This is a genomic window from Acidiphilium rubrum (assembly GCF_900156265.1).
Classification (GTDB): domain Bacteria; phylum Pseudomonadota; class Alphaproteobacteria; order Acetobacterales; family Acetobacteraceae; genus Acidiphilium; species Acidiphilium rubrum.
Genome location: NZ_FTNE01000003.1, coordinates 105,978 through 125,969 on the forward strand (window position 1 = coordinate 105,978; position 19,992 = coordinate 125,969).

A 19,992-nucleotide genomic window follows, 5' to 3' on the forward strand; every position below is an offset into this window, starting at 1 on the left:
AACTGTGCGGGACGGATCGCATTAGCGGTCAATTCAGCGCCGCACAGTGAGAAACAGCCCTATTTTGACCGGCTTGCGATGATTGTATGACTGAACAGGCTACCCATTGGTTGCCACGGTGCAGGAGATATCCGACCCCTCCTAGGCCGACTGCCAAATTGACGATTTTGTAGCCCTGATCAAGCAGGGCGGTCATAGGTTGCGGGATGATTTTTAGTTTCGTCACGTAATCTCCTTTTGGGAGCGAGGGCGCATCTGGCGGCGTGGCGTCGGTTTGTGCCAAGCATGGACCGGAGATCATGATCGACAGTGAGATCATCCAGCCATAGCGCGTAAATTTCCGATGATTCATGGGCGTTCAGTCTCCTGCTTCTTCCAACGCGCGGGTCGGGTCGTCGGCTGGTTTGCGTCGGGGCAACAAAAATTCGGCTTCTTTGAGCGAGGATTTGGAATGGCTGTGCCACAACCTCTAATTATGAAAACACGGCAGCAAGCGCACTACGAACGCACGAACGTGATGTAAAACGAAATCATCATATCGTTCCAGAGACAGGTCAAGCCATCACTCCACGATTTCATGTGCCTTGCCCACCGTCATCGATGGAGGTGTCGAGTCGCGGTCAATGTCCTGACCGATGCGCTGGTGCCCCATGACCGGCAATTTGCGTTTGCCCGACGCGATCCTGTTCATCCTCCTTCCGGATGGCAGCGTCTGACTGCCGTTTGCAGGCGCGTTAAGCCTATCGAAGGGTCCAGGCAAACCAGCATCGGGGCTTCGCCGGCAACGCACAACGCTCCGCCCGCATACGATCAGCACAGCGTTACCCCAAGTCGATAAAACCGCCCCGAACCCGGAACACCAAAAGTTTTTTGCTTCTTTTTTCCAAAAAAGAAGTGCTTTCTTCCTTTCTCACCCCCCGCCCACCGTGGTTATCTCCCCTGGTGCGCACCGCCCCAACCCCGTTGACGATCTCGCTCCTCGACCGCTTCGCCCTCATTATGGCGATGCTCGCCGAAATCGCCGTCACCCAGGGCCATGCGCAGCACCTTCCGGGGGCCAAAATCATCGCCATCTGGCAACGCCTCACCAGCATCGCCGCCCGCTTCGCGCGCGCTGTATTGCGCGGCCCCACCCCGAGCCGGAAGCGCCTCACGCCAGAAAAACCCAATCGCGCCAAGCGGCCATCCCTGCCGGATGGCTTCGGCTGGCTGCCCCGCGTCTTCCCCGGCACGCACGACATGCCCGCCGCAGTAACCTACCCCGCCCAGCAACTCCGCGATCTGCTCGCCGACCCCACCATGGCCGAGCTGATCGAAACCAACCCCGCCATCGGTCGCATCCTCCGCCCCTTGTTCGAAGCCCTCGGCATCGAACGCCCGGCCATCCTCGCCATCCTCCAACCGGCCGCACGAAGATCGATCCCGAAACCACCCCGTGACAACCAAAACCCCGCCATCTCTTTCTGGCCCCCGCAACCACCCTTCGAGCCTGAGGCCTGCTTTTCCGAGAACATGATCCAAAAAACCGCTGCCTGACCCACGGCACTGCAGCACGTCCATTTCATTACGATATCAAAACAAAACAGGCGTACGGGCGTGTTGTGGGTCAGCCAGCCGATTGTCCATCACCCAACCGGAAGGCGCATCACCGCCTTAAATCTGTCAAAAAACTTTACACTACCCCGGGACGTCCGCGATTAACGTCATGATATAGAAGAATATTATTTTTGGCACGGATGTTGCTTAATCTCAATAACTATATTTTCATTTAGCCTGATAACCTTTGGAGACGTTCATGACCTTCCCGAAACTACTCGCATTCACCGGCCTAGCCGCATGTCTCGCCGTCGGCACGGCCCAGGCCACCATCATTTCCGGCACCGGCACCTTCGCCGACACCGGATCGACCACCAACAAACTGAACTTCACCGGCACGGTGAACAACGCCGACATCACCGACCTCAACCTCGCGCTGGGTCAAACAATCACCTTCAACGATTTCCTGAACATCCAGGCGACCGATACGGCCGCCGCCTTTATTGGCATAGCGACGCGTCAAGATTCAATCGCCACCAACTTCACCTTCACCCTGCCCACCGCCGCGACGGGCAGCGTCACCGGCAAAGGCACCGATTCCACTTACAGCTTGGCGGGCGATGTCTTTTTTAGCGATGGTAAAATCGTCTGGAAAAACCCGACCGCGATTGATTTCACCGATGGCGCCATTCTCAGCATTTCCCTTGCGAACACCACCTTCATCACCGGCGGCACCGTCGCGAAAGACGTCGACGTCGCGGCAACCTTCCAACTGACCAAGGCACCTATCCCAGTCCCCGAACCCGGCTCGTTCCTGCTGCTCGGCACCGCTCTCGCCGGTCTCGGACTCGTGCTGCGCCGCCGCACCAAAGCCTGATCGAACGCGTTTGAATACCCGGTGGATCACCATCCACCGGGTCCCTACCCCCCGGTCACGCTCATATGCCGCGCCAGCGCCGGCCGGTTATGCGCCCGGTCGATCACGAAATCATGCCCCTTCGGCTTGCGCGCAATCGCCGCGCGAATCGCATCGGCAAGCACCGCATCATCATCCGAACCCCGCAGCACCTTGCGCAAATCCGCCGCATCCTCCTGCCCGAGGCACATATACAAGGTCCCCGTGCAGGTCAGCCGCACCCGGTTGCACCCTTCGCAGAAATTATGCGTGAGCGGTGTAATGAACCCCAACCGCGTGCCGGTCTCCGCCACATCGAAATACCGCGCCGGCCCGCCGGTCACATAATCGGTCGGCGTCAGCGTCCAGTTCGCCGCAAGCCGCTGGCGCACCAGCGACAACGGCAGATACTGATCCATCCGGTCGCCATCGATCTCACCGAGCGGCATCGTCTCGATCAGGCAAAAATCGAACCCATGCGCACCGCACCAGCCGAGCATGTGATCGAACTCATGCTCATTCACATCCTTCAAAGCGACCGCGTTGATCTTGACCTTCAACCCCGCCGCCTTGGCCGCCATCACCCCTTCGAGCACCTGCGGCAACCGCCCCCACCGGGTGATCGCCGCGAATTTCGCGACATCCAGCGTATCGATACTCACATTGATCCGCTTCACCCCGGCCGCCGCCAGCTCCTCGGCATAGCGCGCCAGCTGACTACCATTGGTGGTCAGGGTCAGCTCATCGAGCCCCGGTTCGCCTGGTTGCGCGCCGATCTGCAACCCCAGCCGATTGACCAGCGCCATCACGCCGCGCCGCACCAGCGGCTCACCACCGGTCAGCCGCAATTTCCGCACTCCGAGTCGAACGAACGCGGTGGCCAGCCGTTCCAACTCCTCGAGCGACAACAAATCGCCCTTGGGCAGAAAATTCATATCCTCCGCCATGCAATAGACACAGCGGAAATCGCACCGGTCGGTGACGGATATCCGCAAATAGGTGATGGCGCGGCCAAACGGGTCGATCATATCTGTCATCTTTACCCGTGAGCGCGGAAACGCAAGGGATAAACCATCCAACCAGCCACGCACAGGCGGGCTGCGCCGTTCACAGCACGGCATGGCTTGACCAGAGTGTCATATCTGCACCATATCAACAAGGCTATTGTATGTCGGCTGCGCCGAGGCACGAACTTGGCCGCCTGCCGCTCTCTCTGAGGTATGATCATGACGCTACCCTTGATGCCGAAAGCCACCGCCGTGTGGCTGATCGAAAAGACCGCGCTGACCTTCGAGCAGATCGCGGATTTCTGCGGCATGCACCCGCTCGAAATCCAGGCCATCGCCGATGGCGAGGTCGCGCAGGGCATCGTCGGCTACGATCCGGTCGCCAACAAACAGACCACCGCCGAACAGATCAAGCGCTGCGAAGCCGACCCCGCCGCCCGGCTGAAAGTGCTGGAAGCCGCCAACCCCGGCGCCAAACGCAGCAAGGGAGCACGCTACACTCCCGTCGCCAAGCGGATCGACCGGCCGGACGCCATCGCCTTCGTGCTGCGCAACTATCCGCTGGTACAGGATGCTGCGATCGTCAAACTGCTCGGCACCACGAAAGAAACCATCCAGAAAGTGCGCGAGCGCAGCCACTGGAACTCCGCCAACATCAAGCCGCGCGACCCGGTCATCCTCGGACTGTGCAAGCAATCGGATCTGAACGACGCGGTCAACGCCGCGAACACCCGCGCGGTGCGCGAGGGCCAGCCGATCCCGCCGCCCTTGCCGGCACACGCGGAAGACGAAGCCGCCTGAACCCGAAACGGCCGGAGCGGTTGAACCGCTCCGGCCGCGCTGATGTGATGATTTCGGTCGGTTTACTATCGCGTCCGCAGACGCTCCATTTCTTCCTTCAAACGGAGTTTTTCCAGTTTGAGCCGTGAGAGACTGTCGTCATCCGGTCGGGGCCGGCGATCTTCATCGGTGATCCGCGCATCGAGGCCGGCGTGGCGCTGCTTCAATGACTCGAGTCTCGCTTCCAAGCTCATCATTCACTCCTTTCCGAGAGTTGATCCAACGTGTGGAAGGCCCGGTGCCCGATCAAAGGCACCGGAACCGAGACTAGTCCCGCCGCGCGGCACTTGTCATCAAACTTTTATGCAAGGCTTCAGCCACACCCCCCATGGATCAGCGGCCGAAACCACGATAGGAGTTGATCGCGACCCTGTGCTAAGGAGCCGATCATGCTGACCGACAAGGATAATCTGCTCCGTCATCTGCACGGGTTGCGCAGCGAGCATCGCGACCTCGATACCGTGATCGCACGGCTCGGAGACCACGCCGCGATCGATCAATTGCAAGTACAACGCCTCAAGAAGCGCAAACTGCTGCTGCGTGACCAGATCCTGCGGCTCGAAAGCCGCCTGATCCCCGATAATATCGCATGAACCCACCGCTCGTCGGCGTCATCATGGGCAGCCGGTCGGACTGGCCGACCCTGCAAGCCGCCACCGCCATGCTCGATGACCTCGCCATCCCCTACGAAGCCCGCGTGATTTCCGCGCACCGCACGCCCGAACGCATGGTGGCGTACGCCAAATCGGCCAGCGCGCGCGGCTTGCGCATCATCATCGCCGGCGCCGGCGGTGCCGCGCATCTGCCCGGCATGGTCGCCTCGCTCACCACTTTGCCGGTGCTCGGCGTGCCGGTGGAATCCCACGCCCTGCGCGGCCAGGACAGCCTGTACTCGATCGTGCAGATGCCCGGCGGCATACCGGTCGCGACGTTTGCAATCGGCAAGCCCGGCGCGATCAACGCCGGATTATTCGCGGCATCCATCCTCGCTCTGGCCGATCCCGCCCTCGCCGCCCGCCTCGCTGACTGGCGCGCCGCCCAGACCGCGCGCGTGCCCGAACTGCCGGAAGACTGACCATGAATTTCCCCCTACCGCCCAACGCAACCATCGGCATCGTCGGCGGCGGCCAACTCGGCCGGATGTCCGCCATGGCCGCCGCCCGGCTGGGCTATCGCTGCCATATTTTCACCCCCGAACCCGATGCCCCGGCCTCGCAGGTCGCGAGCCTGACGACGCTGGCCGATTATGACGACAACGCCGCCCTGATCCGCTTTGCCGAATCGGTCGATGTCATCACCTTCGAGTTCGAAAACGTCTCTGCCGAGGGTCTCGACCTGCTGGCCGAGCGCCGCCCGGTGCGCCCCGGGCCGGACATCCTGCGCATCAGCCAGGACCGCATCGCCGAAAAAACCTTCCTGAACGCCGCCGGCGTGCGCACCGCACCCTGGGCGCCGGTCGAATCGATCGCGCAACTCCAGGCCGCCATCGCCACCATCGGCCTGCCCGCCGTGCTCAAAACCACCCGCCTCGGCTACGACGGCAAGGGCCAGGCGCTGATCCGCACCGCGGGTGAAGCCGAAATGGCCTTCGCGCTGCTCAACCCGAAACCGCTGATCCTGGAAGGCTTCGTCGATTTCGCCTGCGAATGCTCGGTCATCGTGGCGCGCGGCGCCGATGGCGCCAGCACCGCGTTCGACACCGTGGAAAACCGCCACCGCGACCACATCCTCGACCTCACCCTGGCCCCCGCCCCGTTCGACCCCGATCTGCGGCACGAAGCCCAGGCGATGGCGCTGCGCGTCGCCGATCACCTCGCCCTGGTCGGGCTGATGGCCGTGGAATTCTTCATCGACCGCGATGGCCGCATCCTCGCCAACGAAATCGCACCCCGCCCGCATAATTCCGGCCACTGGACCATCGATGCCTGCCCCGCGAGCCAGTTCGAGCTCCACATCCGCGCGGTCGCCGGCCTCGCGTTGCCCCAGGCGGTGCGCCATTCCGATGCGGTGATGAAAAACCTGGTCGGCCCGTCCGATATCGCGCTCTGGCCACAAATCGTCGCAAGCCAGGGCCTCATCCCGCATCATTACGGCAAAACCGCCGCCCGCGAAGGCCGCAAACTCGGCCACGTCAACACGCTGTTCCCGCACGGCGCGCTGCCCGGCGCCTTCGGCATCGCGGCAGCGCTGGGCGTTCTGGCCGCAGGCGAACCCTGATCGGGTCAGACCGCAGCGGCGCCGATCAACCGCGTCGCGGTTTCCAGCCGGTCCGCTTCGGCGACAGGCTTGTCGAGCCGCAGGCGCAAAATTCGCGGAAACCGCAGCGCGATGCCCGATTTATGCCGCGACGATCGCTGCGCCGCATCGAAGCCGATTTCGAGCACGATGCCCGGTTCCACCTCGCGCACCGGCCCGTAGGTCGCCGTGGTGTGCGACCTGATCCATTTATCCAGCACCAGCAATTCGGCATCGGTGTAACCGGAATACGCCTTGCCGATCGGCACCAGCCGACCTTCCTCGGTCCAGACGCCGAAGGTGTAATCCGAATAGAACGAGCTGCGCCTGCCATGGCCGCGCTGGGCGTACATCAGCACGCAGTCGAGGCTGAGCGGATCGCGCTTCCATTTCCACCAATACCCCTTCGGCCTGCCGGCGAGATAGGGGCTTGCGGCGGCCTTGAGCATCAGCCCTTCGATGCCGTCATCACGCGCGGAGGCGCGCAGACCGGCGAGATCGGCTTCAGTTTCGAAGTCGATCTGCGGCGAAATATCCATCCGTGCCGGGGTGGTCGCGGCAAACCAGGCCTCCAGCCGGGCGCGGCGCTGATCGAACGGCAAGCCGCGCAGATCCGCGGCACCGTCGAACAGCATGTCATAGAGCCGCACGGCGACCGGATATTCGGCGCGCGCCTTGGCGCTGACGATCTTGCGGTTGAGCCGTTGCTGCAAATCGGCGAACGGGGCGACCACGCCATCGCGGATCACCAGCAACTCGCCATCGAGCACCGCGTTGAATTCCATCGCGGCGAGGATTTCCGGAAAACTCGCTGAAATATCATCCGCACCACGCGAATACAGCCGCTTGCCGCCCGGGGTTGCGACCAGTTGGACGCGGATGCCATCCCATTTCCACTCGGCCCGGTAGGCCGACCAATCAAGCCCAGCGCGATCGGTGTCCTCAATTGGATGAGCCAGCATCGGCGGGCGAAACACCGGCGTGGTGCCCGGATCGGGCCGCGCGGTGCGGCGCTCCAGCCAGTCGAACAGGGTGGGATACGGCGGCAGCAGACCGTGCCAGATCTCCTCGATCGCATCGACCTCGACCCCGAAACGCTGCGCCAACGCCAGTTTCGCCAGCCGCAGCGACGCACCGACCCGCAACCCGCCAGTAATCAGCTTGATCAGCGCAATCCGGGTCGAAACATCGCTGGCATCGAGCCAAGTGGCGATCAGCGCCGGAATTGCCTCGCGCGGCGTTCGTCGCAACTGATCCACCACAGACGGCAATTCCGGCGGGCTTTCAACTTCGGCCTTCGGCCAGATCAGCGCGATCGCCTCGGCCAGATCGCCGACGTAATCATAGGACAGCGCGAATAATTCGGGGTCCGCCCTGGTCGCGACCAAAGCACGCAACACCGCGGGCTTGGCACCCGGAAAATCGAGCTTGCCGGCAATCGCCGCCAGCGCATAGCCGCGTTCGGGGTCCGGCCTGGTGGCGAAATAATCGGCAAGGAGGGCGATCTTGGCGTTGCGGCCCTGGGTGTAGAGCAGGCGCTCCAGGAGGTCGGCGAAGGGCTTCATGCGCGCAAAGACAAGGCAGGAGAAGCACTTCTTTTTTTGAAAAAAAAGAAGCAAAAAAACTTTTTGTCATCTGGTCCATACTGGTGAAACCCGCGATGACCCAGATTAACAAAAGTTTTTTGCTTCTTTTTTACAAAAAAGAAGTGCTTCCCTCGCCTTACGCCCGTCACGTATCATCCCCCTCGTCACCATACCCGATCAAACTCAGCGCCCGTCCGCGCCGCCCCATCAGACCGAGTTGGTAGATTAACGCGGTCTCATTGCCATGGGTCACCCAGATTTCCGGGGCCTGTACGTCGATCACGGTGGCCAGCAACTCGTCCCAATCGGCGTGATCGGAGATGATCAGGGGTAGTTCCACACCGCTCGCCTTGGCGCGCTGGCGCACCCGCATCCAGCCCGAGGCGACCGCGACGACCGGATCATCGAGCCGTCGCGCCCAGCGATCCGCCACGGCGGAGGGCGGTGCCAACACCACCGCCCCGCGCAGCGCCGATTTATCCGCCACGGTCGCCGGACGAAGGTCACCGAGGTTGATGCCGAGTTCGCCGTAGAGCGTGCATAATTTCGCAAGCGCGCCGTGCAGATAGATCGGCGCATCGTAGCCGGACGCACGCAGCAGCGCGATCACCCGCTGGGATTTGCCGAGGCCGTAGGCGCCGATCAGATGCGGTCGTTCGGGAAACACGGTCATCGAATGCAGCAGCTTGGCGATTTCCTTGTCGGTGTCGGGGTGGCGGAACACCGGCAGGCCGAACGTCGCTTCGGTGACGAACACATCGCACACCACCGGGGTGAACGGCGCACAGGTCGGGTCAGCCCGGCGCTTGTAATCGCCCGACACCACGGCCCGGCTGCCCTGATACTCCATCACCACCTGGCACGAGCCGAGCACATGGCCGGCCGGCACCAGGCTGACATCGACATCGCCGATCCGCAGCACCTCGCCGATCGCGAGTGCCTGCTGGGTGATGCCCGCCCTGCCCTCGCCCATCCGCGACCGCATGATCGCCAGGGTTTCGACGCTTGCCAGCACGTGTTGGTGACCGGGTCGGGCGTGATCGGCATGGCCATGGGTGATGATCGCGCGATCGACCGCGCGCGTCGCATCGATGAAAAAGCCGCCGGGGAGGCAGAACAGGCCTTCGGGGCGGGGTTGGAGCCAGGTTTCGGGGTGCGGAGGCATCGGTCTGGAGATGGATATTGCCTGGGCGGGCGACCAGAGTGTTTGATGTCGACACACCGCAGAATATTCTTGTATCGGACAAGCTGTGCATCATTACACGGGAGTTTCCGAGGCATGACGGACTTGGCCGATCGTATCATCGACCATTACGAGCGTCACGCCGCCGCGTGGGATGTTGATCGGAACCGCGAAGGTGCATGGCAGGAGAAGCCTTGGCACGATCGATTCATCGCTTCGTTACCGAAGGCGGCTATCGTTCTCGATATCGGTTGCGGCTCCGGGGCGCCGGTCGCGCGGCATCTGGTCGACCATGGCTTGATGGTAACAGGCATCGATTCTTCGCCGCGTTTCATCGATTTGTGCCGTCAGCGCCTTCCCGGCCATGAATTTCTGGTGCGGGATATGCGGTCGCTACAGCTCGATTGCCGGTTCGATGGTGTGCTGGCGTGGGACAGTTTTTTTCATCTCACGCCGGACGATCAGCGCCGCATGTTCGATGTCTTCGCCCGCCATGCCGCACCGTCTGGCGTGCTGATGTTCAACACCGGGACGGATCATGGCGAAGCCATTGGGGAGTATCGGGGTGACCCACTGTATCACGCCAGTCTGAGCGGCGATGAATACCGGAACCTGCTCGCCGAGTCCGGCTTCGACATCATCGACCACGTCGTCGAAGACCGGCAAACCGGCGGCGGTAGAACCGTCTGGCTAGCGCGCTGTATGGCGAAACCATAACCGCCCCAAACGAACAAAAGTTTTTTGCTTCTTTTTTACAAAAAAGAAGTGCTTGCTTGCCTGCGCTTCCTTCCCCGACCGCCCCGTCGCGTTATAGTCAAGAAGTGAACAAACCAAAAACATTCTTACCGAGGCGGTTCAGCGACTGGTTCGCTGCGCGCGGCTGGGCGGTTCGGCCGCACCAGATCGCGGTGCTCGATTCGGTCACACAGGGCGACAATACCTTGCTGATTGCACCGACCGGCGGCGGCAAGACGCTGGCCGGGTTTCTGCCGAGCCTGATCGCGCTGGCTGATGATCCGCGCCCCAGGCTGCACACGCTGTATATCAGCCCGTTGAAGGCGCTGGCCACCGATATCGCGCGCAATCTCGAAGCGCCGATCGCCGAGATGGCGCTGCCGATCCGTATCGAAACCCGCACCGGCGATACGCCGGCGAACCGGCGGGCACGGCAGCGCAGCGATCCGCCGCATATTCTGCTGACCACGCCGGAGAGCCTCGCGCTGCTGCTGTATCAGCCCGAGGCGGCGGACTATTTCACCGATCTTGCGGTGATCGTGCTCGATGAAATCCATGCGCTTGCCGGCACCAAGCGCGGCGATCAACTGGCGTTGTGCCTGGCGCGGCTGCACGCGCTGGCCCCCGCCGCCCTGCGGATCGGCCTGTCCGCGACAATTGCCCACCAAGGCGCCATGCTGAACTGGCTCTCGCCCGATGGGCGCGGCGGGGCAACGCGGTTGGTGCTGGGCGAGGCCGGTGCTGCGCCGGAGATCGGTCTGCTGATCGCACCGGGGCGGATGCCGTGGTCGGGCCATATGGGGCTGATGGCGGCCGAGGCGATTTTGCAGCAGATCCGCACGGCGCGCATGACCATCGTGTTCGTCAACACCCGCGCGCAGGCGGAATTGATGTTCGAGGCGCTGTGGCGGCACAATGACGAAACGCTGCCGATCGCGCTGCATCACGGCAGTCTCGATGTGAGCCAGCGCCGCAAGGTCGAGGCGGCGATGGCGGCCGGGCGGTTGCGCGCGGTGGTGGCGACCTCCTCGCTTGATCTCGGGATCGACTGGGCCGCAGTCGATCAGGTGATCCAGGTCGCGGCCCCCAAGGGCGTGTCGCGGCTGATGCAGCGGCTGGGCCGGGCCAATCACCGGCTGGATGAAGCCTCGCGCGCATTGCTGGTGCCGGCCAACCGGTTCGAGGTGCTGGAATGCGCCGCCGCGATCGAAGGGGTGGCGGCACTTGATCTCGATGGCGATCCGCCGCGACCAGGCGCGCTCGACGTGCTGGCCCAGCACGTGCTGGGGTGCGCGTGCGCCGCGCCGTTCCACCCGGATGAATTGTACGCCGAGGTGTGCCGCGCCGCACCCTACGCCATGCTCGCGCGGCACGATTTCGACGATGTGGTCCGCTATGTCGAGGATGGCGGCTACGCGCTCGCGGTCTATGAGCGCTACCGAAAATTGTTCCGTGATTCCGAAGGGTTCATGCATGTGCGCCACGCGCGCATCGTGCGGCAGTTCCGCATGAATATCGGCACCATCGTCGAGGCGCCGGTGCTGAAGGTGCGGTTGGGCGGCGGGCGCGGCGGCGGCATCACACTCGGCGAGATCGAGGAATATTTCGTCACCATGATGAGCCCGGGCGATACGTTTTTGTTCGCGGGGCGGCGGCTGGTGTTTCTCGGCATTCGCGAAACCAGCGTGATGGCGGCGGATGGCGGCACCGGCGAGCCGAAGATCCCCGCCTATGTCGGCGGGCGGATGCCGCTGAGCACCAACCTCGCCAACCGGGTGCGCGCCATGCTGCACGAGCCCGCGCAATGGCGGCATTTTCCGGATCAGGTGCGTGAGTGGCTGGAACTCCAGGCATGGCGATCATCCCTGCCCGGCCCCGATGATCTGCTGGTCGAGACGTTTCCGCGCGGCGGCCGGTGGTATCTGGTCGCCTATTGTTTCGAGGGGCGCCAGGCGCATCAGGCGCTCGGCATGCTGATCACCCGGCGGTTGGAACGGTTCGGCGATCAGCCTTTGGGGTTCGTCGCGACCGATTACGTGCTCGGCGTGTGGTGCGCGCGCGAACCGCACGACATCGCCCGGCTGTTCGAGGAGGACATGCTCGGCGATGATCTCGAAGCCTGGATGGCCGAAAGCACCATGCTCAAACGCAGCTTCCGCAACGTGGCGGTCATTGCGGGGTTGATCGAGCGGACGCATCCGGGCGGCGAGCGCAGCCGTAGACAAGTCAGTATCAATACCGATCTGATTTATGATGTGCTCCGCAAACATGACCCCACCCATATCCTGCTCCGCGCAACAAGGGCGGACGCCGCGCATGGGCTGGTCGATCTGGCGCGGATCGCGGGAATGCTGGCGCGGGCGCGCGGGCGGATCACGCACCGGCGGCTCAAGCGCGTCTCACCGCTGGCCGTGCCGGTGCTGCTCGAAATCGGTCGCGAGCAGATCCGCGGCGGCGAGGCGGAGGACGCGCTGCTGGCCGAAGCCGAGGCCCTGCTCGCCGAGGCCGGGATCGAGGATGATGTCGCATCGAGTGTCCATCTGGCGTGACACGGCACAATATGGAATGGAGGCGGTTATGAATGCTGCCCCGATTCACCGTGCCGGTCATCGTTTCATGCTCGACCCCGCCGGGGTGGTGTTCTGGCCCGTGCGCCGGACGTTGATCCTGGCCGATCTGCATCTGGAAAAAGCCTCGTCGAGTGCCGCGCGCGGTGCGCTGGTGCCGCCGTATGATACGCGGGCGACGCTGGACCGGCTGGCGCTGCTGCTGCGGGGATATGCGCCGGAGGTGGTGATCGCGCTCGGCGATTCGTTCCATGACGATCAGGGCCACGCGCGTCTGGCGGCCGAGGATGCGGCGCGGTTGGCGCGGTTCGAGGCGGCGCACCGGTTTGTGTGGATCGCCGGCAATCACGATCAGGCGATGGGTGGTGCCACAATGCTGCGCGATGAGGCCTGCGTGTTCCGCCATCAAGCTGAGGCGCTGGAGGCCGGGCAGGTCGAGTTTTCCGGACATTTTCACCCCAAGGCGCGAATCGCGACACGGGCGGGCGCGATCGCGCGGCCCTGTTTCGTGACCGATCAGCACCGCGTGCTACTGCCCTCGTTCGGCGCTTTTACCGGCGGGTTGGAGGTGACCGCGGCGCCGATCCGCGCGCTGTTCCCGCGCGGCGGGCAGGTGTTTCTGCTGAGCCGGGAGCGGGTGTTCGCGTTTCCGCTCGCACACGCAGCGAAAGCCGCATGATGGCGAGGAGTCTGGTCTGGCTGCGCAACGATTTACGGCTGGCCGATAACCCTGCGTTAGCAGCGGCGCTCGATGCGGGCGCGGTCGTGCTGGTGTTCGTGCTCGATCCTGCGGCGCAGTGGGGTGGGGCCGCGCTGTGGTGGCTGCACCGCTCGCTCGCGGCGCTGGGGCAGGATTGTGCGGCGCGCGGGGCGAAGCTTGTGCTGCGGCGTGGCGATTCGGTGGCGATCATCCCCGAACTCGCCGCATCGATCGGTGCTACCACGGTGCATGCCGGGCGCGCGCATGAGCCCTGGCTGCGGCAGGTCGATCGCGATGTGGCGGCCGCGTTGAAAGCGCGCGGTATCGGCTTTGAGCGGCATCGCTCGGCGCTGATGTTCGGTGCCGAGCAGATCCGCACGAAATCGGATGGCGTCTATGGCGTCTACACGCCGTTTTCGCGCGCGTGTTTCGAGGCGTTCGCACCGCGCGCGGCGATCGCGGCGCCCAAGCGCATTCCGGGCATTGCCGATGTCGCAAGCGATGCGCTGGAGGATTGGCATTTATTGCCCCGCGCGCCGGATTGGGCGGGCGGCTTGCGCGACACCTGGCAACCCGGCGAAGCCGGCGCGCAGGAGCGGCTCGCGCATTTCCTGCGTGACGGGCTCGATGATTACGATCGCCGGCGCAACCTGCCGGGCGAGACCGGCACCTCGATGCTGTCGCCCCATCTGCATTGGGGCGAAATCGCGATCGATGCGGTCTGGCGCGCGGCCGATGCGGTGGTGACCAAACGCCCTGACGGCAAGCACACATTTCTCAAGGAGCTGATCTGGCGCGAGTTCGCCGCCTATCTGCTCTGGCACAACGAAACGCTCGATGAAGTGCCGATGAAGGACCAGTTCGCGGCGATGCCGTGGCGCGACGCCCCGGATGATCTGCGCGCCTGGCAGCGCGGCGTAACCGGTATTCCGATCGTCGATGCCGGGATGCGGCAACTCTGGCGGACCGGCTGGATGCACAACCGCGTGCGGATGATCACCGCCTCCTTCCTGGTCAAGCATCTGCTGATCCCCTGGCAGGCGGGCGAGGCGTGGTTCTGGGATTGTCTGGTCGATGCCGATGCCGCGTCCAACGCCGCCTCGTGGCAATGGGTGGCCGGGTGCGGCGCGGATGCGGCACCCTATTTCAGAATCTTCAACCCGGTGCTGCAAGGTGAGAAATTCGATCCGGACGGTGCCTATGTCCGCCGCTTCGTGCCGGAACTCGCGCGCCTACCCGATCGCGCGCTGCACGCGCCATGGGACGCACCGGAGGCGGTGCTGCGCAGCGCCGGTGTCACGCTGGGCAAAACCTATCCGCGCCCGGTCATCGACCTCAAAGCGGGGCGTGAGCGGGCGCTGGCGGCGTTCAAGACGATCGGAAAATCGGCGGCATGAGCAGTGAAAAACCAAAACTCGCGGTGATCGGCGCCGGCATCGCCGGGATGGCGATGGCATGGCTCGCGCGCGATGAGTTCGACGTCGTGCTCTACGAGGCCGAGCCGCGGCTGGGCGGCCATGCCGATACCCAATTGGTCACGCTCAATGGCGTGGAGGTTGCGGTCGATACCGGGTTCATCGTGCTGAACGATCGGAACTATCCGAATCTCGAAGGATTTTTCAGGGAACTCGATGTCGCAACCCATGATACCGAAATGACCTTTGGCGTCTCGATCGGCGATGGCGCGCTGGAATACGGCGGCTCGAACCTCGCGCAATTATTCGCCCAGAAAACCAATCTGCTGCGCCCGCGCTTCTGGCGGATGATCCAGGACATTCTGCGCTTCAACCGCGAAGCCCCCACGCTGCTGACCAGCGAGACCACCGAAACGCTCGGCGATTACCTCGATCGGAACCGCTACAGCGCCGGTTTCACCGAGGATCATATCCTGCCGATGGGGGCGGCGATCTGGTCCGCCTCGGTCGCCGGCATGCGGGCGTTTCCGGCGCGGCATTTCGTGCGGTTTTTTCATAATCACGGCCTGTTGACCATCAACGACCGGCCGCAATGGCGCACCGTGACCGGCGGGTCGCGCATGTATGTCGCGAAGCTGCGTGCGGCACTCGGCGCACGGGTGCGCTCGGCGTCGCCGGTGCGCCGCGTCAGCCGCATGGGTGATCGGGTCAGCGTCAGCACCGATCATGATACAGCGATGTTCGATCAGATCGTGCTCGCCTGCCACGCCGATCAGGCGCTCGCGATGATCGAACAACCCACGCCCGAGGAACGCGCGCTGCTCGGCGCCGTGCGGTTTCAGGCGAACACCGCCGTTCTGCACACCGATCCTGCGCTGATGCCCCGGCGCAAAGCCGTGTGGTCGGCGTGGAATTACCTTTCGCGCGATGCGGCCGATCATGGCCAGGCTATCAGCGTGACCTATTGGATGAACGCGTTGCAGGGCATCAAGACCTCGAAACCCCTGCTGGTCAGCCTGAACCCGCTGATCCCGCCCGACCCCGCGCAGGTGCTGTTGCGGCGCCACTACACGCATCCGGTGTTCGACACGGCGGCGATGGCCGCACAGGCGGCGTTGCCGGGTATTCAGGGTGTCGATCGGCTATGGTTCGCAGGGGCCTGGACCGGCTGGGGCTTCCATGAGGATGGCATTGCCTCGGCGGTGCGGATCGCGCAGGCGCTCGGGCTTGGCATTCCCTGGCAGGCGCGCACGGAACGGCGCGCGGCATGAGCGGTGCGACCATCTATGCCGGGTCGGTCGGCCATGTGCGCTACACCACGCCGCGCCATAAATTCGCCTACCGGCTATGGATGCTCGCGCTTGATCTTGACGATCTCGATGGTCTGGCGCGGCGCAGCGCGATCTTCCGGCACAACCGGCCCGGGTTGATCGGCATCAACGATCGCGACCACGGCCCGCGCGACGGCAGCGCCCTGCGCCCGTGGGTCGAGGCGGCGCTGGCGGAAAACGGGCTGGCGGCGTTCGGCGCGCGCATCCGTTTCATGACGATTCCCCGTATACTCGGTTATGCATTCAACCCGATTTCCTTTTATTTCTGCGCCGACGCCGATGGCAGGCTGGGTGCCGTGCTGCACCAGGTGAAGAACACGTTCGGCGATCAGGTGGGTTACCTGATCCCGGTGACGGCGGCCTCGGGGTTGATCCGCCAGCGGGTCGCCAAGGCGATGCATGTATCGCCCCTGTTCGACATGCAGGGTCAGTATGATTTCACCTTCACCCGGCTGGAGCGGCGGTTTCGCATGAGCATCCGCTACGGTGCGGCCGAGCGCCGGATGAGCGCTGTAATGGCGCTCGATGCGACGCCGGCGACCGATCGTGCCCTGTTCGGCCAGCTTGCGCGGATGCCGCTGATGGCGGCCAAGGTGATCGCCGCGATCCATTGGGAGGCGATCAAGACCCTGGTTCGTGGTGCCAAATTTCATCGTGAACCGAAAGACTCTCACCCGACAATCGTCCGAGGAGACGCCGTATGAACGACGCCACCACTCTGTCCAACCCCGCCCTGCCGCGCGACCGCCGGCTGCGGCTCGGGCTCGGCATCGCCCGGATGATCAAGGCCGGCACGATCGAGGTGATCCTGCCGGATGGCTCGGTGCATCATTTCGCCGGCACCGAACCCGGGCCGAACGCCACGATGGTGGTGCGCGATGCGCGGATGATCGCGAAACTGCTGCTCGGCGGCAGCCTCGGTCTCGCCGAGGCCTATCTGGAAGGCTGGTGGGACAGCCCGAACCTGATCGATGTGCTGCGTTCGGGCACGGTGAACGAGGCGGCGTGGGAAGACATGCTGCGCGGCAAGCTCTGGGCGCGCGCGGTCAGCTATGTTGCGCATAAATTGCGGCCGAACACCCGCAAGGGCGCGCGGCGCAATATCGCCGAGCATTATGACCTTGGTAATGATTTCTATGCATCATGGCTCGATGAAACCATGACCTATTCAGCTGCCGTGTTCGAAACCGGCGACTCCAGCCTGGCCGCCGCGCAGGAGCGGAAAATCCATCGCCTGTGCCGCGCGCTCGGCCTGAGCGAGGGGATGAACGTGCTCGAAATCGGCTGCGGCTGGGGTGGCTTCGCCGAAATTGCAGCGCGCGATTATGGCGCCAATGTCACCGGCATCACCTTGTCGCAGGAGCAACTCGACTACGGCCAGGCGCGCATCGCCCGCGCCGGGCTCGGCAATCGCGTCACTCTACGGTTGCAGGATTATCGCGACGTGACGGAAACCTTCGACCGGATCGCCTCGATCGAAATGTTCGAAGCGGTGGGCGAGCAATACTGGCCGACCTATTTCGACTGCGTGCGCGACCGGCTGAACCAGGGCGGCCTCGCCGGGTTGCAGGTCATCACCATCGCCGACCGGTATTTCGACGACTACCGTTCGAGTGCCGATTTCATCCAGCGCTACGTATTCCCCGGCGGCATGCTGCCCTCGCCCACAAGGTTCGGTCAGGAAATCGCCCGCGCCGGGCTGAAACTGCGCGACAGTTTCTGGTTCGGCCAGGATTACGCCGAAACCCTGGCACGCTGGCAGCACGCGTTCCAGGCCGCGTGGCCGCAGATCGGCGCGATGTCGCGCCAGTACGACACGCGGTTCAAGCGGCTGTGGGAGTATTATCTGGCCTATTGCGAGGCCGGGTTCCGCGCCGGTTGGACCGATGTGGGCCAGTTCGTGATCGCGCGAGGCTGATTGCCGACAGTCCGCCTCAGCCTCCGCACCAAGCTGATCTACGCAGCCCCCGCGCTGCCGCTGGCGATGCTCGGCCTGCCGCTGCTGGTGATCCTGCCGGATTTCTGGGCCGGATCGATGCATATGAACCTCGCCACGGTCGGCTTCGTGCTGACGCTTGTGCGGATTTTCGATGTGATCGTCGACCCCGCGATCGGCCGGTTTTCCGACCTCTCGCATAGCCGCTTCGGCCGGCGCAAACCGTTCATGGCGGTGGCGATGCCGGTCGCGGCGATCGGCGCGGTCGGCCTGTTCTTTCCGCCGCACGGGGCCGGCGCGCTCTGGCTGTTCGTGTTCTACGCACTGGTCACCTGGGGCTGGACCGCGCTGTCCCTGCCCTATTGGGCGTGGGGGGCTGAATTGTCGGATGACTATACCGAACGCCAGCGCATCACCTCGCTGCGCGAAGGCGGCACGATTGTCGGCATCCTGATTTCCGCGATCGCGCCGGTCGCACTCGGCATCACCTCACATGTCGGCCAGGCGCATCTGCTGTCGCTGCTGACCATCGGGCTTGCGACACCCTTCGTGCTGTTCGCGCTGCTGCTGGTGCCCGACAAGCTGCCGACGCGGCGCACTGCCCCGGCCGGGCTCGGGCCGACCCTGAAACTGGTCGCCTCGAACGGCCCGTTCCGCCGGCTGATCCTCGCTTGGGCGGTGAACGGTCTGGCGAACGGGTTGCCGGCGGCGCTGATCCTGATCGTGTTCGACCAAATCCTGCATACGCCCGCCGCATCGGGGCCGCTGCTGCTGGTCTATTTCGCGGCGGGCGTGATCTCGGTGCCGTTCTGGCTGAAACTCGCGGCGCGGATCGGGAAGCATCAGACCTGGGCAGCGGCGATGGCGATGTCCGGCATCGCCTTCGCCTTCGTGCCGGCGATCCTGCACGTGCCGCATGTGCTGATCCTGTTCGGCATCATCAGCGTGTTCACCGGCGCTGGGCTGGGTGCGGATTTCACCATCCCGCCCGCGATCCAGGCCGATGTCGTCGATGTCGATGAAGCCGCGAGCGGCGAGCAGCGCGCCGGCATCTATTTCGCGGCCGCCACCATGGCCCAGAAGGCCGGCAACGCCCTCGCACCGGGTCTCGCGTTTCCGCTGCTCGGCCTGGTCGGGTTCTCGACCCACGGCGGCAACGACGCGATGCAGGACGCCGCTCTGATGGTGCTCTATTGCGGCATTCCGTCTGCGCTGAAAATCGTCGCCGCGCTGATCATGCGCCGCTTTCCGATCGACCGCGCCGCCCAGCAGGAACTGCGCACCGCGATCGCGGCACAGGCGTGACGCCGCCGCCCGGCTGCATCCCGCCCGGCATCGGTCTGCGCATCGTGGGTGATGTCCACGGCGACGCCAAAGGCTTCGCCGCGGCAGCGGCGACCGATCGGTTCATCATCCAGCTCGGTGATCTGGTCGATGACGGGCCGGACACGCCCGGCGCGCTGCATCTGATGTTCGACCTGATCGATGCCGGGCGCGGCCTGTTCCTGCTCGGCAACCATGATTTCAAACTGGCCCGCGCGCTGCGGGGCGATGCCGTGCAGCGCGGCCCCGGCCTTGCCACCACTTTGGCCGCGCTCGATGCGGCCACCGCCGCGCGCACCCTGGCCGAAATCAGCCGCGCACCGGCGTGGCTCACCCTGCACAGCGCACTCTGCGTCCACGGCGGGTTTCACCCCGCGATGCTCACCGAACCGGCCCCGCCGTTGCCGCCCGGCCGCGCCGGCCGCCTGCTCGCCCGCGCCCTGTTCGGCCAGACCACCGGCCGCGTCACCGGCGCCGGCAAGCCCGAACGCCTGCTCACCTGGGTCGACCGGATTCCACCGGGCATCACGGTCTATTGCGGCCACGACCAACGCAGCGCGGATGGCCGCCCGCTGCGCCTGACCGGGGCGCTCGGCGGCGTTGCCATGTTCATGGACACCGGCGCCGGCAAAGGCGGCCATCTCTCCTGGATCGACCTGCCCCCGTTGAACTGAGCCGGGTTTCGTGCCCTAAACCCCGGCAT

22 protein-coding genes are annotated in these 19,992 nt (G+C 64.4%); 15 read left to right on the plus strand and 7 right to left on the minus strand.

Annotated features, from left to right (window positions below; translation table 11 throughout):
- Positions 1-28: 28 nt before the first annotated feature.
- Both BW994_RS19045 and BW994_RS20350 read right to left on the minus strand, forming a co-directional pair.
- Positions 29-352: a hypothetical protein gene (locus tag BW994_RS19045; protein WP_139333962.1), complete on the minus strand. Its 324-nt coding sequence runs from the start codon at positions 350-352 to the stop codon at positions 29-31.
- 210 nt (positions 353-562) lie between these two features.
- Positions 563-691, minus strand: coding sequence for a hypothetical protein (locus tag BW994_RS20350; RefSeq protein WP_281174427.1), 129 nt, complete (start codon positions 689-691; stop codon positions 563-565).
- A 251-nt stretch (positions 692-942) separates the two neighbouring features.
- Here BW994_RS20350 and BW994_RS03400 point away from each other — a divergent pair, with 251 nt between their 5' ends.
- A complete protein-coding gene (locus BW994_RS03400) occupies positions 943-1,536 on the plus strand; it encodes a hypothetical protein (RefSeq protein WP_162176775.1) in 594 nt (197 codons plus the stop codon).
- A gap of 228 nt (positions 1,537-1,764) precedes the next feature.
- Here the strand turns inward: BW994_RS03400 and BW994_RS19870 are convergent, their stop codons facing one another.
- Positions 1,765-1,953: a hypothetical protein gene (locus tag BW994_RS19870; protein ID WP_217696428.1), complete on the minus strand. Its 189-nt coding sequence runs from the start codon at positions 1,951-1,953 to the stop codon at positions 1,765-1,767.
- Between BW994_RS19870 and BW994_RS20095 the strand changes: the two genes are divergently transcribed.
- On the plus strand, positions 1,937-2,413 hold the full coding sequence (locus BW994_RS20095; protein WP_245801501.1) for a PEP-CTERM sorting domain-containing protein: 477 nt from the start codon (positions 1,937-1,939) through the stop codon (positions 2,411-2,413). The genes BW994_RS19870 and BW994_RS20095 overlap by 17 nt on opposite strands.
- A gap of 44 nt (positions 2,414-2,457) precedes the next feature.
- Here the strand turns inward: BW994_RS20095 and moaA are convergent, their stop codons facing one another.
- Positions 2,458-3,459 carry a GTP 3',8-cyclase MoaA gene (gene moaA / locus BW994_RS03410; RefSeq protein ID WP_029310829.1) on the minus strand — a complete coding sequence of 334 codons (1,002 nt, stop codon included), beginning with the start codon at positions 3,457-3,459 and terminating at the stop codon, positions 2,458-2,460.
- Between the two features lie 195 nt (positions 3,460-3,654).
- On the opposite strand from moaA, the gene BW994_RS03415 reads away from it, so the two are divergent.
- Positions 3,655-4,239 carry a DUF1013 domain-containing protein gene (locus BW994_RS03415; protein WP_175612082.1) on the plus strand — a complete coding sequence of 195 codons (585 nt, stop codon included), beginning with the start codon at positions 3,655-3,657 and terminating at the stop codon, positions 4,237-4,239.
- Positions 4,240-4,304: 65 nt separating this feature from the next.
- On the opposite strand, the gene BW994_RS03420 is transcribed toward BW994_RS03415, so the two are convergent.
- Entirely contained in the window at positions 4,305-4,472 is a 168-nt protein-coding gene (locus BW994_RS03420) for a YdcH family protein (protein WP_076454376.1), read from the minus strand.
- A gap of 195 nt (positions 4,473-4,667) precedes the next feature.
- Here BW994_RS03420 and BW994_RS03425 point away from each other — a divergent pair, with 195 nt between their 5' ends.
- Genes BW994_RS03425 through BW994_RS03435 form a run of 3 tightly spaced genes read left to right on the plus strand, consistent with a single transcriptional unit; the run spans position 4,668 to position 6,495 of the window.
- A complete protein-coding gene (locus tag BW994_RS03425) occupies positions 4,668-4,871 on the plus strand; it encodes a YdcH family protein (protein WP_029310831.1) in 204 nt (67 codons plus the stop codon).
- Complete coding sequence (purE, locus tag BW994_RS03430; protein ID WP_029310832.1) at positions 4,868-5,353, plus strand: 5-(carboxyamino)imidazole ribonucleotide mutase; 486 nt, start codon at positions 4,868-4,870, stop codon at positions 5,351-5,353. The genes BW994_RS03425 and purE overlap by 4 nt, the downstream gene beginning before the upstream one ends.
- A 2-nt stretch (positions 5,354-5,355) precedes the next feature.
- Positions 5,356-6,495, plus strand: coding sequence for a 5-(carboxyamino)imidazole ribonucleotide synthase (locus tag BW994_RS03435; RefSeq protein ID WP_029310833.1), 1,140 nt, complete (start codon positions 5,356-5,358; stop codon positions 6,493-6,495).
- A 5-nt stretch (positions 6,496-6,500) separates the two neighbouring features.
- Here the strand turns inward: BW994_RS03435 and BW994_RS03440 are convergent, their stop codons facing one another.
- Together BW994_RS03440 and BW994_RS03445 are read right to left on the minus strand one after the other, a co-directional pair.
- The gene (locus BW994_RS03440; protein ID WP_029310834.1) at positions 6,501-8,078 is read right to left on the minus strand and encodes a cisplatin damage response ATP-dependent DNA ligase; all 1,578 of its coding nucleotides are present in this window, start codon (positions 8,076-8,078) and stop codon (positions 6,501-6,503) included.
- A 166-nt stretch (positions 8,079-8,244) separates the two neighbouring features.
- On the minus strand, positions 8,245-9,264 hold the full coding sequence (locus tag BW994_RS03445; RefSeq protein ID WP_029310835.1) for a ligase-associated DNA damage response exonuclease: 1,020 nt from the start codon (positions 9,262-9,264) through the stop codon (positions 8,245-8,247).
- Positions 9,265-9,378: 114 nt separating this feature from the next.
- Between BW994_RS03445 and BW994_RS03450 the strand changes: the two genes are divergently transcribed.
- The 9 genes from BW994_RS03450 to BW994_RS03490 all read left to right on the plus strand — a co-directional run bounded on the left by BW994_RS03450 (position 9,379) and on the right by BW994_RS03490 (position 19,963).
- Positions 9,379-9,999, plus strand: coding sequence for a class I SAM-dependent DNA methyltransferase (locus tag BW994_RS03450; protein WP_029310836.1), 621 nt, complete (start codon positions 9,379-9,381; stop codon positions 9,997-9,999).
- A gap of 104 nt (positions 10,000-10,103) precedes the next feature.
- A complete protein-coding gene (locus BW994_RS03455) occupies positions 10,104-12,566 on the plus strand; it encodes a ligase-associated DNA damage response DEXH box helicase (protein WP_029310837.1) in 2,463 nt (820 codons plus the stop codon).
- A gap of 28 nt (positions 12,567-12,594) precedes the next feature.
- A complete protein-coding gene (pdeM, locus tag BW994_RS03460) occupies positions 12,595-13,263 on the plus strand; it encodes a ligase-associated DNA damage response endonuclease PdeM (RefSeq protein WP_245594050.1) in 669 nt (222 codons plus the stop codon).
- Entirely contained in the window at positions 13,263-14,681 is a 1,419-nt protein-coding gene (locus tag BW994_RS03465; RefSeq protein WP_029310839.1) for a cryptochrome/photolyase family protein, read from the plus strand. The genes pdeM and BW994_RS03465 overlap by 1 nt, the downstream gene beginning before the upstream one ends.
- The gene (locus BW994_RS03470) at positions 14,678-15,970 is read left to right on the plus strand and encodes an NAD(P)/FAD-dependent oxidoreductase (RefSeq protein WP_029310840.1); all 1,293 of its coding nucleotides are present in this window, start codon (positions 14,678-14,680) and stop codon (positions 15,968-15,970) included. Before BW994_RS03465 ends, BW994_RS03470 begins: the two co-directional genes overlap by 4 nt.
- Positions 15,967-16,734: a DUF1365 domain-containing protein gene (locus BW994_RS03475; protein ID WP_029310841.1), complete on the plus strand. Its 768-nt coding sequence runs from the start codon at positions 15,967-15,969 to the stop codon at positions 16,732-16,734. Before BW994_RS03470 ends, BW994_RS03475 begins: the two co-directional genes overlap by 4 nt.
- Positions 16,731-17,948 (plus strand): SAM-dependent methyltransferase, encoded by a 1,218-nt coding sequence (locus BW994_RS03480; RefSeq protein ID WP_029310842.1) that lies wholly within the window; start codon positions 16,731-16,733, stop codon positions 17,946-17,948. The genes BW994_RS03475 and BW994_RS03480 overlap by 4 nt, the downstream gene beginning before the upstream one ends.
- The gene (locus tag BW994_RS03485) at positions 17,949-19,271 is read left to right on the plus strand and encodes an MFS transporter (RefSeq protein WP_245594051.1); all 1,323 of its coding nucleotides are present in this window, start codon (positions 17,949-17,951) and stop codon (positions 19,269-19,271) included. It abuts the gene before it with no gap.
- Complete coding sequence (locus tag BW994_RS03490) at positions 19,268-19,963, plus strand: metallophosphoesterase (protein ID WP_051657168.1); 696 nt, start codon at positions 19,268-19,270, stop codon at positions 19,961-19,963. Before BW994_RS03485 ends, BW994_RS03490 begins: the two co-directional genes overlap by 4 nt.
- Positions 19,964-19,992: the final 29 nt, after the last annotated feature.